Raw genomic sequence first — 16,062 nt, forward strand, 5'->3', positions numbered from 1 at the left:
TTTTTATATTGTAGCAATGCTTAATTAAGTATTTCTTATGAAACAGGGATTATATTATCTCTCACGAATTTAATATACGAGCGAAAAACAGGAGGGATAACTATGTACCAAACAATTGAAGATTTTTTAACATCATGGACATACGAGGCTGAGTCTACTCAAAAGATGCTCGATGCATTAACCGATGAATCTTTATCACAAGAAATTGCACCTGGGCACTGGACGTTAGGCAGAGTTGCTTGGCATATCGTGACTGCAATTCCTGTTATGCTATCTGGAACAGGGCTTAAGTTTGAAGGAGAAACGAAAGATTATCCTGTACCAACTTCAGCAAAAACAATTGCAGATGAGTATCGTAAAGTAAACGCAGCTTTTGTTGAAGCACTTCAAAGCGAATGGACTGATAAAGATTTAGCAACTATTAATGACTTCTTTGGCCGTCCTATGCCGAATTCTATATTTTTAATGACACTCATTAATCATCAAAATCACCACCGCGGGCAAATGACCGTTTTAATGCGACAAGCTGACTTAAGAGTTCCTGGCGTATATGGTCCTGCAAAAGAAGAGTGGGCTGCAGCTGGAATGGAAGCTCCTAAAATGTAACGACAGAAAAAGACAAGGTGATTGCTCACCTTGTCTTTTTCTGTAACTTGTTTCATGTGAAACTATTTTCTACTAAATAATTGTTTTATGAGGAAAATACGTTAAAATAAATTCATATTATTAGGAACGGGGAACCATATTGAATACAAAGAATAAAAAAATAACATTGGGAACTCTTTTACTAACTTCAATCATTGGAGTTATCGGTGTATCTATTTACTTCACATATTATGGTACCCCTTGGGGAAAACAAGCAGCAATTACGGAATCAAAGAATTATATTACAAAATACTTTAATCTAGATGCAGAAGTCAAAAATACTTCTTACGATGCTAAAATGAATAGCTATGCAATCTCCTTTGAAACAAGTACCGACGGAGAGTTTACTATCGAATATAAAAGTCCTAATAACTTTAACATTTCTCCAGGAGTGCAGGAGTATTTAAGTAAACACTACAAATTAACAAAGTAGTAACGAAGCATACATATACAAAAAAGAGTTGGTGTAACGCCAACTCTTTTTTACGTATTCTTATCATACTGTTATATCTTCCTTCTCTATATTTTTAATTCCGTAATATGCAATCGCAACTCCAATCGCTGCAAATGTGAATTGAAGAGGAAGAAACGTCGCTATAGGAAATATGGACGGGTTATTAATTGCGATTAATACAACGATAATAGAAGAAACGATTGTAGCTGGCACAGAACGTTTACGCATCCCGAAATATAGAGGAATTAAGCTTATTCCTGCCGTGGCAATGGCTAAAGGAATAAGATTTATCCCTTCTTGAATCAATTGATCTACTGTGAATGAATTAGGAAGAATTGAAAAATAACTATCTATCCCAAAGAAAATTCCTACTACTAAAATGTTAGATACAATAACTGTTATAAATGTTAATGTCGCTGTAATAGCCAACTTACTAGCCATCATTTTCTTTCGGTTAATTGGATAAGAAAACATGAGTAGTATTGTTTTACTTTTATATTCATCAATTATTAACTTGGCTATTAGTACGCCACCAAAAATAATAAATGTTGCTCTTACTAACGCACTAGCCATCGACAAAATTATCTGCGGATCCCTTATTTTTGGATCCCCTTCTATTTGAGCAACGATACTAACGAAGATTAGTAGTGCCAGTATAACGATATTCGCAATAACCGCTCTCTTCACATACCATCCGAGCTTAAACTTCTTCAATTCTAGCTTCATAAGACGTAGCATGATAGTCCTCCTTTCATTTTAAATTTAATTGATATAAATCGCCCCTGTTTCACTTAAAATCTTCACTTCGTTTTTTGCATCACCGATGGTTCCTTCTTTTACCTTTTCTGTATTTTTATCTTTCTTAAGTCCGTTTACATTCACCATTATGTCAGACGAATTACTTTTAGCCATAAGTTTCAAAGAAGTCGGAACACCCTTATACCGTACGCCAATATCCCCTGATTTTGTTTCTACAAATAATGATTTTCCTTCTGTCATATCTTTCAGTAATACTTCACCAGATGTTGAAGTGATGTTCATATTTTCATTTTTTATATTTTTCACATAATTATCGCCAGTAGTAGAAGTTATATTTACTTCTTGTAATGAACTATCTTTTAACATTAAATCTCCACTTTCGGATATGAACTCACCCTTATCTGCCGATAGTCCTACAATCATTTCATCTCCAGACTTGCCTTTTGTCACGATACTTTTTACTACTATATCGCTTATTTTCACATCGCCCGATTTATTATTTAATACAATTTTATCTATTTCTTTCTTCGGAATAGCTATAGATATACTATTTTTCTTCCGAAACGTAAAACCATTAAAAAATCTGGTCGCCTTTTGTTTTTGCTTAATCACAACTTTATTTCCTTCATGTTCTATTTCGATGGGATCTAAATCTTTATCTGCTCGTTGGCCTTGAGCAGAAATCACTATTTTGTTAGCTTCTGTGCTTTTAAATTCAATATCCCAGTTTTCATTGTCCACTTCTATTTCTTTTATATTATTTATCTCAAAAGACTTTTCTTTCTTAAAATCTTTCCCCTGAAATGTCTTAAACCCAAAAACTACACTAGCAATTATAAGCAATAAAATAGCACTTACTATTATTTTTTTCACCATTCATACCCCAGTTTGTTGTTGTTTTAGGCCTGCTTCACGCCACATCGATCTTGTCGATTTTACGATACGATAGATAACTAATGAAAATTCCTAATAAACAGAGCACAATTGGGATAACTATAAAATCATACATATTTACTTGACCGTTTCCAGCACCAACATTACCGTTAATTATCATCCCAATTATTACTGCAGAAGTAATCGTTGTCGGTGTCGATTTCTTTCTCATCCCAAAAAATAAAGGAATTAAACTTATACCAGATATCATAAATGCACTTATAAAAGTAGACGGAACGGTGGCTATTATTTCACCCATCGTAATAGGTGTTTCAATCAGTCCCATCATTGGGTTCATAAAATATATGAGCAAACTAATAGTGAAAGTAGCAATAGTCATGCTCACAAAACAAAAACTAAAAACAATTGTTAATTTCGCCCTCATTAACATTTTCCTTTGCAGTGGGTACATAAACAATAGTTGTATTGTTTTGTTCTTATACTCATCAATTACTAAACGTGACAAAATGATCGAACTAAAAATAAGAAATGTCATCCTAATAAAGATGTTTGCTAAAGTCATATATTTTGTGAAATCAGTGAGCGCCGCATCTACTTCATCTTTCGCTCCCAACCCCATAAGACTTACCGCAGCAAAAATTGCTATAATACAAATTGCTACACTTTTAAAGTAATTAGATAATTTATGTTTTTTCCACTCTAGCTTCATTAATCTAAGCATACTTTTCCACTCTAGCTTCATTAATCTAAGCATACAAACCACGCCTCCATTCTTTATATAACTCTCTCTACGCTGCTAACATTCTAATTCCAGCAGTAACTACGCTTAACATTCCTATCACTAGTAGAATTAACAACCATTTCCGCTCTGGTTTCCTATAATATAAAATCCCACTTATGAACATTACGATTAATCCGCTTACGAGATTCAACAACAATCCATTAAGCATGAATGCCCTCTCCATCCATTACATTTAAGAAATACTCCTCTAAAGAACTATGTTTCTTATTAATACTTTCAATTTCTACATCGTTCATAATGAGTGCTTTTGAAATGGCTTGCTGCGTCGCCTTCACTTCATACACACGAATCATGTTTCCACTCATTATTTTGTAATTTTTTATAGCGAGTTTATCTTCTAAAATATAAGCCGCACGTTTCACATCTGGAGTCGTAATTTCAATATACTCTGTTTGTTTTCCGTTAATACTCTTCATTGAAACTTCTTTTATTAGTTTTCCATTTTGAATCACACCAATTGTATCTGCCATTTGTTCCATCTCACCTAAAATATGACTAGAGACTAATAACGTAATGCCATATTCTTTGCAAAGCATTTTAAATAACTCTCGTAACTCTTTAATACCAATTGGATCTAAGCCATTAATTGGTTCATCTAAAATGAGAAGCTCTGGTTTTGTCATGATCGCCCTTGCAATACCGAGTCGTTGTTTCATTCCTAATGAAAAATCTTTTACTTTTTTATTATCTATGCCGTGTAGTTTCACTAAATTTAACGCATGGTCAATTGCGTTTTTATCGTAATAGCCCATATATTCACAATGTAACTCTAAGTTTTCTTTCGCCGTTAATTTATCATAAAAGATTGGATATTCAATAATTGTCCCCATTCTTTTTAATACTTCATAAGATGTGTCTGTTAACTTCTCACCGAAAATTTCAATATCACCGCTCGTCGGTTTTATTAAATTTGTAATCATTTTCATAATCGTTGTTTTACCCGCGCCGTTCGGTCCTAAAAAGCCGTAAATCTCTCCTTTTTTCACATGCATATTAACACTAGAAATAACTTCTTTCCCTTTAAACACTTTCGTTAACTGGTTCGTTTTTAATATATATGTCATGTCACTTTCCCCTTTCGCACTGCTCTATATTTCTATAATAGACAACGGAAATCTCTTTTTTCTTACCCGTTCCTTACAAATTCCTTACGCTGAAAAAAAAGCTTGTAGAATCTACTTCTCTACAAGCTAAAACTGCATCTTTGTTAATACAACTGTAAAAACCGTTTTTTCATACGGCTTACTAGAAAGATAAATTTCTCCATCCATCGCTTCCACAAGCCTTTTCGTAATTGTTAACCCTAGACCACTTCCTTGGTACAATCTATTTCTTGAATCTTCAAGTGTGTACATACGCTCAAACACTTTATCAATATGAGATTCATCAATTCCTTTTCCTTTATCCCATACGTCTATATACACACTCGTTTCATCATCTCTTAAAGTCATACCAAGTGTCTTTCCATCGTCCCCATATGTAATCGCATTTGATATTAAATTATTCAATACTCTGCCTAATACTTCTACATTTCCAAGTGCATATATATTTCTTTCTGCTATATCAATATGGACATGAAAACCTTTCGTCGTCACTAAATCATAAAAAGATAAAATCTTCTCGCGGCAAACTTCATTCATATTTACTTTTGTCATCTCGATTGCTTTGTCACCGGATTCTAATTTTGCTAAATCAAAAAACTTATGAATCAGTTCCATAACTTCCAGCGTTTTCGTATGCACCTTTTCAAGCAATATTTGCTGCTCTTCCTCATTTATCGTTTTATCCTTATTTAACATTTCTGTATATCCAAGAATAACTGTTAGTGGTGTTTTTAAATCATGTGAAATATTTGAAAGCATTTTTCTCATTGAAATTTCCACTTTCGCATGATCTGCATTCGTTTTTTGTTTTGCATCTAATAAATGATTAATTGCCACTAATAACTTTTGCAATTCTGTATCATCCGTCATAATTAATAGCTTCTCACCAGTTTGTTCTTTTACAATTCGATTTAACTTCTCATACGTATAGCGTAAATTCCTACTACTATTTTTCCTAATTTTATATTGCACGTAAATAATGATAAGCAATATAATAATCACCACTGTTAAAAATACAACCATACTACATCACTTCCAACTTATAGCCGATGCCCCATAACGTTTTAATATATTCTGGATTAGATGGATCACTTTCGATTTTCTCACGCAATCTTCTCATATGAACATTAATAACGTTATCATCACCATAATATTCTTCATTCCAAACAAGCGTATATATTTGCGCTTTCGTAAAAACACGATTTTGATTCTTCACGAATAGCTTTAAAATCTCAAATTCTTTTAAAGTAAGTTTAAGCTGTCTTCCCTTTTTTTCCACAGTAAAATTAATTGGGTCAATTATTAAATCACCAATCTGAATGGCCTCATCTTTTGATTCCACAGCTGAATACTTTGTAGACCTTCGAATAGCGGCTTTTACACGTGCTGCCAATTCAATCATAGAAAATGGCTTACAAATGTAATCATCTGCTCCAAGTCCTAACCCAACAGCTTTATCAACATCTGTATCTTTTGCCGACATCATTAAAATCGGCACCGCACTTTTTTCTCGAATGATTCGCACAACCTCTAAGCCATCTAACTTCGGCATCATAATATCGAGGATAATCAAATCAAATGAACCTTTTAAAAATGCGTTAACTCCTTCTTCTCCGTCAGATGCGATTGTAACTTGAAAACCTTCTTTTACTAAATATGTTTCAACCATCTCTTGAATTGAGATGTCATCTTCAACTAATAAAATATGATGTGACATATTTCTATCCCCTTTTTTTTACAAACATTAACATTTTAATTGTATCGTAACGAAGGAATGCTGGAAAGAATTATATGAATTTTCAAACCAACTTCCCTTCCTTCCCTAACAATGATATGATAAAATTCACTACTATTGTTCATAATTAACTTTATATAAAGGAGACTTATCATGTCAGAAAACAAAAAAGTAAGCTTAGCTGATTTAATGCGCGAACAACTTGCAAAGAAAAAGCAAGGAAATGGAAATGCTGCAAACAATACGAATCAAAGCCAAGCAACGAAAAAATTACAAAACCAACAAACGAAGAAAACAAACAACCAACGTAGACGTACAGGTGTGTAAATGAACGGACAAAAACGATCTAACATTTCATCAGGTCTTGAAGTTGATATTGTATTAAAACAAGATCAACGTACAGGCAAGCTAACAAGAGGAATTGTAAAAGATATTTTAACTAACTCTCCCTCTCATCCTCACGGTATTAAAGTACGATTGCAGGATGGGCAAGTTGGCAGAGTACAAAATATCGTTCAATAAGAAAAGGAGCTCAAGTAAACTCGAGCTCCTTTTTCTTTATTACCCTTTAATTTTCTCGATGAAAACTACTTTTAAATAGTCTCCCTCTTTAAACTGATCAATTGTACGGAAATCTTCTGGTAAAGAGTGTTCTTCTAATATTTTATATTTGCCATTCATTTCTTTAAATGCTGTATCGATAAAACCTTTAAACTTTTTCATATCGAACGCGCTACAATTTGTAGAAGCAACGATAATACCGTTATTTTCTGTAATCGCGATTGTTTCTTTTAATAAGTTTTTATAGTCTTTCGCTGCGCTAAATGTATATTTTTTAGAGCGTGCAAAACTTGGAGGATCAAGTACCACCATATCAAATTTCATCTTTTTCTTAGCTGCATATTTGAAATATAAAAATACATCTTCTACGATAATGTCTTGTGCTTCGTAATCAATTTCATTTACACTAAACTGCTCAATTGTTTTACTTAAACTACGATTGGCAAGGTCAACACTTGTTGTTTTACTTGCGCCGCCAAGTGCTGCAAATACAGAGAATGCTCCTGTATAAGAGAACATATTTAAAACCGTTCTTCCTTGTGCATATGTATCACGAATTTGTTTTCGAACGTTACGCTGATCTAAAAATACACCAACCATCGCCCCGTCATTTAAATATACAGCAAAGTTTACACCGTTTTCTTTTACGATAAGTGGGAACTCACCGCGCTCTCCTGCTACGAAATCATCGCCTTCAATGTATTTTCCTTTCGTATCAAAACGCTTTTTCTCATAAATACCTTTAAAGTTTGCTACTTTTTGAAGAGCTGCTATAATCTCATCTCTGAAAGTATAAATCCCTTCACTATACCAACTTACTACGTAATAACCGTCATAATAATCGATGATTAAGCCGCCAAGACCATCACCTTCACCATTTAGGGCACGGAATGCTGTCGTATCATTTGATTTGTAAAACTGTTTTCGTTTATGTAAGGCAGATTTGATTTTACTTTCAAAGAAAGATTGATTAATTTGTTCACTCTCTTTTCTCGTTAAAATCCAGCCGTATCCTTTATTTTGTTTTCCGTAATAGCCTTTTCCGATGAATTGGTTCTTCTCATCTACTACTTTGATGATTGTCCCTTCTTCACGTACATCATTTAAATTTTGAATAGCATCTTTTAAAATAAGTGGATATCCACTTTTAATTTCTTTTATAAATTTCGGTTTTATTTTTATAGTTACTTCAGATCTCATGTAATGTCTTCCTTTCCATTTGAATGCTTTCTAATTAGTAGGAAGCATGTAAAAAACGAGGCCGAAAAACAGCCTCGTTTCACTATACCATATTATCGCTTTGCTAGTACAACCCGCTCAGCCTTACACCTAATCGCGATATATTTACTAACTTATGAAATAAACATCATACTTTCAAAAAAAATTTTATATATTTCATTATTGTCATTGACAATGATAATGATTTTCATTATCATTTAATGTATATGGGTTCTTGAAAATATAGCTACATTTATAGGAGGAAGAAACATGATTATTGTTACAAATACAGCTAAAATTACAAAGGGAAATGGACATAAATTAATTGAGCGTTTTAATAAAGTAGGTCAAGTCGAAACGATGCCAGGCTTTTTAGGATTAGAAGTGCTTTTAACGCAAAATACAGTTGATTATGATGAAGTAACAATTAGCACACGCTGGAATGCAAAAGAAGATTTCCAAGGTTGGACGAAGAGCTCAGCATTTAAAGATGCTCACTCACACCAAGGCGGGATGCCAGAATATATTCTTGATAATAAAATCACTTACTACAATGTTGAAGTTGTACGTATGCCAATGGCTGCAGCACAGTAAACATATTTCTTTTTTAAAGTATAGAATATGAGAAGCGTTACCACTTCTCATATTCTGTACTTTTTATTTACTGTCTTTTTACTAGTTTCGCATGCACGACTAACCTTCCTGCTTCCGGATCAAGTGCATAGTCACACGTCGAAAGTGTTACGATTTGATCACTTGCTGTCACTTTTGTATCCGTTTTGTACAGCGATTTTTCTTGAATTTTCTCCAAAAATGATGTGTATTCCGTATCACTACTAAAATCCGTTTCAATGTAATAAAAATCAGTTGTTGTCGTATACACTGAAAATACTTCGACATCGTACCCTTCAAATAAAGTATCGTAATATAATTTGCGGTGCGACATAAAAAAACCTTCATCTAACATTTTTTTTAGGCTTGCGAACATAGAACCATCTTTCATACGATGACCGTATAAAATTGTATTTCGATTTTGCGACTTCACATCATTACGATAGTCCATAAAGATACTGCCTGCTCGCATATCCTCACCTTTATAATTACGGTATAAATAGTAATCATTGTCTTTAGCTTGAACAATTGGATAATTAATTTGTGTATCATCCATCGTAATCCATCCAACTATTTCTGGGTTGATTTTTTGTAACGCTTGAAACTGTTTTCGTATCTCTCCGTCTTTTGCCTTTTCTTCTACCGGGCTCCGCTCATAAATTTCTTGTGCCTCAGCCATTACTTTACGATTTTCATAGTAGTCCATAAAAATGCCGCCTAATTCATACATTGAGTAGAAAAAGACACCTAAAAAAACAACTGTAAGTATTCGTTGAAAAAAAGGATTCTTTTTCCGTTTTTTTGTACTACTCAAATTATCACCTCAAAACAGATTGCGATCAGCGCTTAAATTCCCATCGGTACCATATACAATCCTGTATCTTCATCATGCTTTACAACAACATCTACACCGTATATCGCTTTAATCATATCCTCTGTTACTACATCATTCGGATTACCTTTCGTAACGATTTCACCATCTTTCATAACAATAATGTGATCACTATAGCGAATCGCTTGATTAATATCGTGCAGTACCATTACAATCGTCAATCCATACACTTCATTTAATTCTTTCACTAACTCTAATATTTCAAGCTGATAATAAATATCTAAATATGTTGTCGGCTCATCTAAAAAGAGCATCGGTGTCTTTTGCGCTAAAGTCATCGCAATCCATACCCTTTGTCTCTCACCGCCAGATAAAGCATGAATTGGCTTATCTCGCTTACTCTGTAAATTCGTACAAGTAAGTGCCTTTTCAATAGCTTCTCTATCTTCATCATTGTGTGAAGAAAAAATATTTTTATATGGCATACGACCAAAACTCGTTAATTTTTCAACAGTAATATCTGCCGGCGCCTCATTTTGTTGATGAACAACCGCTAGTTTTCTAGCAAACTCTTTCGGTTTATACGCACTAATTGCTTTTCCATCAAGTATTACTTCCCCACTACGAGGAGTGTGATTTCTTGACATAACACCAAGTAATGTCGATTTCCCGCAACCGTTTGGGCCAATAATGGTTGTAATTTTCCCCATTTCTATTTCACTACTAACAGACTTTAAACGATCTGTTACATTGTCATACGAAAAGGTTACATTTTTAATTTCCATGAACTTTATCACTCTTTCTAAGCAAGAATATTAAGAATGGACCACCAATAACCGCCATAATTGTTGCTGCTGGAATTTCATTAGGTGGCACAATTAACCTCCCGATCGTATCCGCCGTCAAAATTAATAATGCACCTGCAAGCGCTGAAAATGGAATCAATACTTTATGGTCTGAACCGACTAGTTGTCTTGAAATATGCGGAACAAGTAACCCAACGAAAGCAATAACACCTGCAATCGCTGTCGATACTGCGGCTAAGAGTACTGCAATGGCAGAAATAATAAGACGAACTCTCGTCACGTGCAAGCCTAAGTTTTTCGCAGTCTTATCTTGTAGCGATAATAAGTTACACCAAGCTCCTACAAACAGAGCGAGAATAAGGCCAATCGTCCCATATGTAACCATTATTTCTACATCTCCCCACGTCTTCATCGTTATATTAGAAGTCGTCGTTTGCTTAATACTCTTAATAAAATATCCGCAAATCGTAATGAACGATTCATTTAATCCAGTAAACATCGCATTAATAGCTATACCAACTAAAATAATGCGAAGTGGACTTAACCCTGACTTCCATGAAAATGTATAAACGAGATAACATGCAAACGCACCACCTAAAAAGGCGAATACTGGTGTCCAGAAAAAGAATTGCGGGAACAACGTAATAATAACGAGTGTCATAAAACTTGCTCCAGAAGATATACCGATTACCCCAGCATCAGCAAGTGGATTTTTCATAACAGCTTGAAAAAGCACACCTGAAACAGCCAGAGCTGCTCCAGTAAATAGTGCAATAATAATACGTGGGAAACGTAAATCTTTAATCACTTCAACATCTTCATTTCCCCCTGTAAATATCCCTTGTACAAGCTCAACAATACCTACTTCTAAACTACCTTTCATCGCTGACAATGATGTCATAACAATAAGCAATGCAGTAACAATGAGGAAACTCCAAGTTTTTTTATTCATTCCACTCTTCCTTTATATTAAAATGCATCACTGATACATCATTTTTTTCAATTCATCTAACGCTTCAATTGCTGCTAAATTACCTGTCGTTCCAAATAAACGCTCTTCTAAATCGTAAACACGGTTATTTTTAACTGCAGCGAAGTGCTTCCAAATGTCATTTGTTTTAAATTCTTTATCAAACATTTTTACAACTTCATCAGGCATACCATGAGCTGCTCGTAAAATAATATCTGGATCAGCTTTCTTTAAATACTCTGTATTAGAGGCTAAATACTCTACTTGTTCACCTTGCACAATATTTTTACCACCTAGTTGTTTCACTAAATCTCCAATATAAGAATGCTCTGTTGCTACTAAATAACTCCCCGGCACACCTAATAAAATAAGCACTGTCGGTTCTTTCTTTCCTTTTACTTCTCTTTGAATGCTAGCAACCTTTTTATCTAACTTAGTTACAACTTCTTCAGCCTGCTTTTCGCGTCCATATTTCTTACCTAAATCGCTAATGGAATTTTGCATATTTTTTAAGCTTGTTAAATCTAAAAAGTTTGCTTTCATACCCACACCATCAAAAACTGGCTTTAATTCATATTTAAGTGTTGTCACAGATAACACTTCTGACGGCTTTAATGATTTTACCTTTTCCATATCAGGACTCATTGGATTCCCAACTTCAGGTAAACCTTTATATCGCTTCGGTAAAGTTTTAGAACTTGTTGGGACACCAACTAACTCTACTTCTAACGCATCCATAATTTCAGTAACAGCAACTGTCGTTGCAACAATTCGCTCTTTACTATCACTCTTTACCTGCTTCGCTGTTTCTTTTTTTGGTGATGAGCACCCAGCTATACTCATTAACAGAATGATAGCCATTAGTACACTTGTGATTTTCTTCACTCTCAATCACCACTCCTTTCCAAACAATATGAAACAAGTCTTGATGCACGCGAACACGCATCAAGACTCCAAAAATTACAATCTACCAGCTCTATATTTACGAACTAATAAAGCAAGTGACCCTAGCAGTAGCACCATGTATAAACCAAGTTGTGCTGTGTCTGCAGTTTTTGAGTTTTTCTCTTTTTTCGAATCATTTTTTTGATCTTCTTTTTTCTTCTTATCATCCGCATTTCGGTTGAAATCAGGAGTACTTACTGTTTTTACATTATCTACTTTCGGTGTAGTCACTGGGGTTTTTGGTTCATTCTTTGGCTCTTCTTTTACCGTTCCTATAGCACCAATCTTCGTCGTATCAAATTGAATTTGTACGTCATAGAAGTGATGGTAGTTCATTGAATCGATATCTACTTTTACTTTTGCATTTAATTTTGCAAATAAATCAGCTACTTCAAACTCTACTACTCTTGTATTGGCAGCCTTATCTTCACTTACTACTTTTGCATCAACAAATGCACCAGCGTTTTCTGTTTGGAACTTCGTAATCCATGCACTATCTTTCAGTGTCACCGCAACATATTTTTTGCCATCTTTCACTGTTAATCTCGCTGGATTTAGAACATATTGATTCATCATTGAAATCTCATCAGTTTTATCTTTTAACACTTTAAAAGCAATATCGTACTGACCGTCTTTTAAATTTTTCGGATCAACTGTTACGTGTCCATTTTGGTTATTATTTCCGTCTTGATTGTTACTTCCGCCTTGATTATTGTTTCCATCTTGGTTATCGTTTCCGCCTGGAATGTTGTTTCCATCTTGATTACCTAAAGCTTTAATACTACCTTTATCAAATGCAAATTGAATATCGTAGACATGATGATAGTTCATTGCATCGATATCTACTTTCACTTTTGCATTTAGCTTTTTCGATAAATCATCTACTTCCACTTCTACTACTCTTGTATCTTGCTCTTTACTTGTACCTAATACCTTTGCATCGACGAACGCGCCATTCTTTTCAAACTCAAATTTTGTAATCCATGAGCTATTCGTTAATGTGAATGATACATACTTCTTACCATCTTTCACTTTTAATACGCCCGGACTCTTCGTATATGTGTTCATCATTGAAATTTCTTCGGTTTTATCTTTTAACACTTTAAAACCGATACTGTATTCACCGTCTTTAAGAGCATTTGGATCAATTGTTGTATTGTCTTGGTTGTTGTTTCCGCCCTGGTTGTTGTTTCCGCCTTGGTTGTTGTTTCCACCTTGGTTGTCGTTTCCGCCTTGGTTATCGTTTCCGCCTTGGTTATCTAAAGGTTGGATGCTGTCTTTATCAAATGCAAATTGAATATCGTAAGAATGATGGTAATTCATTGAATCGATATCTACTTTCACTTTTGCATTTAATTTCTTAGATAAATCATCTACTTCCACTTCCACTACACGTGTATCAGCTTGCTTATTCTCACTTAGTACATTTGCATCAACAAATGAATTATTCTTTTCAAATTCAAACTTTGTAATCCAAGCACTATTCGTTAACGTAAATGATACATACTTCTTACCATCTTTTACTTTTAACACACCTGGACTTTTTGTATATGTGTTCATCATTGAAATTTCATCTGTTTGATCTTTTAATGTTTTAAAATTGATGCTGTATTCGCCATCTTTAATTGTTTCAGCATCTGGTTGTTTCTCGCCTTCTGGTTTCTTATCTCCGTCTGGTTGTTTTTCGCCTTCTGGTTTCTTATCTCCGTCTGGTTGTTTTTCTTCACCTTTAATTGTTTCAAGTTTGTCTTGTTCAAATACAAGTTGTACGTCATGCGTTTGCTTGTAATTTCTTGATGCCATCTCAATAAATACTTTTGTATTTAGTTTTTTTGATAAATCATCTACATCAAATTCTACTACTCTTGTATCGTTTTCTTTATCTTCACTCACTACTTTTGCATCAACAAATGCACCATCTTTTTCCGTTTGGAAATTTTTAATTAATGAGCTACTTTTTAGTGTTACAATCGCTTTTTTCTTACCATTTTCTACTTTCAATACTCCTGGATTTACCATGTAAGTATTCATTTTAGATTCTTCATCTGTTTTATCTTTTAACACTTTAAATGGAATGCTGTACGCACCATCTTTAATTGTGTTAGAATTTGGTTGTTGATCTGAGTCAGGCTTTTGGTCGGGCTTCTGACTTGGATCCGGATTTTCATTTGGATCTGGCTTATTAGCTGGGTCCTCTTTTTCATTTGGTTTTTCTACATGAATTGGTGTAATGCTATTTTGATCGAATGAAATACGAATATCATAGTAATGATGATAATTAAAAGCATCAATATCAACTTTTACTTTTGCATTTAATATTTTTTCTAAATCTTCTACATCAAATTCTACTACTCTTGTATCGCTTTCTTTATCTTCACTCACTACATTTACATCAACGAATTGGCTACCTTTTTCTGTTTCAAACTTCGTAATCCATGAACTATGTGTTAACGTAAAGGATACTTTCTTTTTCCCATCCTTCACTTTCAAAGTCCCCGGGCTTACAGAATATTGATTCATCATTGATTCTTCATCTGATGTATCTTTCAAAACTTTGAAACCAATTGAATATTCACCGTCAGCTAAAGTTGTAGCTGCTTGAACTGCAAGTGGTTGTAGCGTTGATACGAATGTAAAAATCGTTAGAAACATTGCAACAACAATCTTAAGATACCTGTTCAATGGAATGACTCTCCTTTTTAAAATTTATTTACTGAACTTCACTTTACGAACTAAGAAAATACCTGAGATTAAAACTAACGCTGCAAATAATCCGATACGTGCTTCGTCGCCTGTTTTTGGGTTATCTGTTTTTTCAGCCTTGCCACTCTCATTTGTTCCTTTATTTGCGTCTTTGTTTGTTTCTTTACTCTCTTCTTTCTTTTGCTCTTCTTTTACTTGTCCATCTTTTTTAGTTTGGCCATCAGTTTTCGTTACACCAGCTGCTTCGTTATCGCGACCTACAGCTTTTACATTTGCATCAAATGCAAAGCGAACTGTGTAATGATGGTCGTAGTTTGCACTTGGTACAACAACATGAATTTTTACTCCTAACGGTGTAGATAAATCATCAACTTTAAATTCAACCGTTCTTTTATCTGCTGCTTCGTCTTTGCTAATTACTTTTGAATCAACGAAATTACCATTCTCTGGTGCTTTAAATTCTGTAATCCAAGCACTATGATTCATTGGAACTTGTACTCTCATCTCACCATTTTTTACAATTAACTTAGCTGGTTTCTCAAAATAATCATTTGCCATTGAAGCTGAATCATCTTCCGCCTTTTTGATAACGTAGTTAATATCGTAAGTACCGTCAGCTAATTTTGCTGAAGCTTGTCCAGATGGCATTACGAGAAAAGCTAGCATACATACTAACGTTATAATAAATGCGGGTAATACTGAAAACTTTCTCATTTTGCTTACTTCCTCCTTGTTTATCCTTCGTTTTATATTTCGAAAATGATAATTATTCTCAATTTATAAGAAAAAAAATAATCTCTTCTACCTTTATTTAATTGTCATTACTTTATGTAATATAAGTATTATTGATTATCATTCTCAATAGAGGTCAAAAAATATAATATCCCTCAATCTTCCCTATAAAAAACACTCTAAAATACTTTAATCAATTCACTGATTATCATTCTCAACAGACTACAAAAAAAATAAACTACCTATTCTATTGTTCTATCACCTCTTCTTCCAAAAATGATATAGTCATAG

The 16,062-nt window shown here is 34.0% G+C and carries 19 protein-coding genes; 5 read left to right on the top strand and 14 right to left on the bottom strand.

The features are described 5' to 3' along the window. Positions 1-102 precede the first annotated feature (102 nt). Together LUS72_RS22430 and LUS72_RS22435 are read left to right on the top strand one after the other, a co-directional pair. On the top strand, positions 103-606 hold the full coding sequence (locus tag LUS72_RS22430; protein ID WP_264448281.1) for a DinB family protein: 504 nt from the start codon (positions 103-105) through the stop codon (positions 604-606). Between the two features lie 139 nt (positions 607-745). Next, complete coding sequence (locus LUS72_RS22435) at positions 746-1,078, top strand: YfjL-like protein (RefSeq protein WP_002145483.1); 333 nt, start codon at positions 746-748, stop codon at positions 1,076-1,078. A gap of 63 nt (positions 1,079-1,141) precedes the next feature. On the opposite strand, the gene LUS72_RS22440 is transcribed toward LUS72_RS22435, so the two are convergent. From LUS72_RS22440 to LUS72_RS22470, 7 genes are all read right to left on the bottom strand, one after another. Further along, positions 1,142-1,837, bottom strand: a complete 696-nt coding sequence (locus LUS72_RS22440) for an ABC transporter permease (RefSeq protein WP_264448282.1) — start codon at positions 1,835-1,837, stop codon at positions 1,142-1,144. A 24-nt stretch (positions 1,838-1,861) separates the two neighbouring features. Further along, positions 1,862-2,734 (bottom strand): DUF4097 domain-containing protein, encoded by an 873-nt coding sequence (locus LUS72_RS22445; protein WP_264448283.1) that lies wholly within the window; start codon positions 2,732-2,734, stop codon positions 1,862-1,864. A 34-nt stretch (positions 2,735-2,768) separates the two neighbouring features. Then, complete coding sequence (locus tag LUS72_RS22450; RefSeq protein ID WP_264449077.1) at positions 2,769-3,473, bottom strand: ABC transporter permease; 705 nt, start codon at positions 3,471-3,473, stop codon at positions 2,769-2,771. Between the two features lie 67 nt (positions 3,474-3,540). After that, positions 3,541-3,702 carry a hypothetical protein gene (locus LUS72_RS22455; protein WP_264448284.1) on the bottom strand — a complete coding sequence of 54 codons (162 nt, stop codon included), beginning with the start codon at positions 3,700-3,702 and terminating at the stop codon, positions 3,541-3,543. Beyond that, positions 3,695-4,618, bottom strand: a complete 924-nt coding sequence (locus LUS72_RS22460) for an ABC transporter ATP-binding protein (RefSeq protein ID WP_264448285.1) — start codon at positions 4,616-4,618, stop codon at positions 3,695-3,697. The genes LUS72_RS22455 and LUS72_RS22460 overlap by 8 nt, the downstream gene beginning before the upstream one ends. Positions 4,619-4,744: 126 nt before the next feature. After that, positions 4,745-5,680, bottom strand: coding sequence for a HAMP domain-containing histidine kinase (locus LUS72_RS22465; RefSeq protein WP_264448286.1), 936 nt, complete (start codon positions 5,678-5,680; stop codon positions 4,745-4,747). Between the two features lies 1 nt (position 5,681). After that, positions 5,682-6,374, bottom strand: coding sequence for a response regulator transcription factor (locus LUS72_RS22470; protein WP_097832059.1), 693 nt, complete (start codon positions 6,372-6,374; stop codon positions 5,682-5,684). A 171-nt stretch (positions 6,375-6,545) separates the two neighbouring features. Here LUS72_RS22470 and LUS72_RS22475 point away from each other — a divergent pair, with 171 nt between their 5' ends. Next, positions 6,546-6,719 carry a hypothetical protein gene (locus tag LUS72_RS22475; protein WP_071748244.1) on the top strand — a complete coding sequence of 58 codons (174 nt, stop codon included), beginning with the start codon at positions 6,546-6,548 and terminating at the stop codon, positions 6,717-6,719. After that, complete coding sequence (locus LUS72_RS22480) at positions 6,720-6,914, top strand: YwbE family protein (RefSeq protein ID WP_001014316.1); 195 nt, start codon at positions 6,720-6,722, stop codon at positions 6,912-6,914. A gap of 39 nt (positions 6,915-6,953) precedes the next feature. On the opposite strand, the gene LUS72_RS22485 is transcribed toward LUS72_RS22480, so the two are convergent. After that, complete coding sequence (locus LUS72_RS22485) at positions 6,954-8,153, bottom strand: class I SAM-dependent rRNA methyltransferase (RefSeq protein WP_097832060.1); 1,200 nt, start codon at positions 8,151-8,153, stop codon at positions 6,954-6,956. A gap of 288 nt (positions 8,154-8,441) precedes the next feature. Here LUS72_RS22485 and isdG point away from each other — a divergent pair, with 288 nt between their 5' ends. Further along, positions 8,442-8,765, top strand: a complete 324-nt coding sequence (isdG, locus tag LUS72_RS22490; RefSeq protein WP_000587825.1) for a heme oxygenase — start codon at positions 8,442-8,444, stop codon at positions 8,763-8,765. 67 nt (positions 8,766-8,832) lie between these two features. On the opposite strand, the gene srtB is transcribed toward isdG, so the two are convergent. The 6 genes from srtB to isdC form a co-directional block, all read right to left on the bottom strand. Continuing rightward, on the bottom strand, positions 8,833-9,597 hold the full coding sequence (gene srtB, locus LUS72_RS22495) for a class B sortase (RefSeq protein WP_097832061.1): 765 nt from the start codon (positions 9,595-9,597) through the stop codon (positions 8,833-8,835). A gap of 32 nt (positions 9,598-9,629) precedes the next feature. Further along, entirely contained in the window at positions 9,630-10,400 is a 771-nt protein-coding gene (locus LUS72_RS22500; RefSeq protein WP_097832062.1) for an ABC transporter ATP-binding protein, read from the bottom strand. Further along, positions 10,390-11,373 carry a FecCD family ABC transporter permease gene (locus LUS72_RS22505; RefSeq protein WP_097832063.1) on the bottom strand — a complete coding sequence of 328 codons (984 nt, stop codon included), beginning with the start codon at positions 11,371-11,373 and terminating at the stop codon, positions 10,390-10,392. The genes LUS72_RS22500 and LUS72_RS22505 overlap by 11 nt, the downstream gene beginning before the upstream one ends. Before the next feature lie 27 nt (positions 11,374-11,400). Then, a complete protein-coding gene (gene isdE, locus LUS72_RS22510; protein ID WP_141533475.1) occupies positions 11,401-12,282 on the bottom strand; it encodes a heme ABC transporter substrate-binding protein IsdE in 882 nt (293 codons plus the stop codon). A 69-nt stretch (positions 12,283-12,351) separates the two neighbouring features. After that, a complete protein-coding gene (locus LUS72_RS22515) occupies positions 12,352-15,018 on the bottom strand; it encodes an NEAT domain-containing protein (RefSeq protein WP_264448287.1) in 2,667 nt (888 codons plus the stop codon). A gap of 24 nt (positions 15,019-15,042) precedes the next feature. Beyond that, positions 15,043-15,753, bottom strand: a complete 711-nt coding sequence (gene isdC / locus LUS72_RS22520) for a heme uptake protein IsdC (RefSeq protein ID WP_264448288.1) — start codon at positions 15,751-15,753, stop codon at positions 15,043-15,045. Positions 15,754-16,062 lie beyond the last annotated feature (309 nt).

It is taken from the genome of Bacillus cereus (assembly GCF_025917685.1).
Lineage (GTDB): Bacteria > Bacillota > Bacilli > Bacillales > Bacillaceae_G > Bacillus_A > Bacillus_A cereus_AT.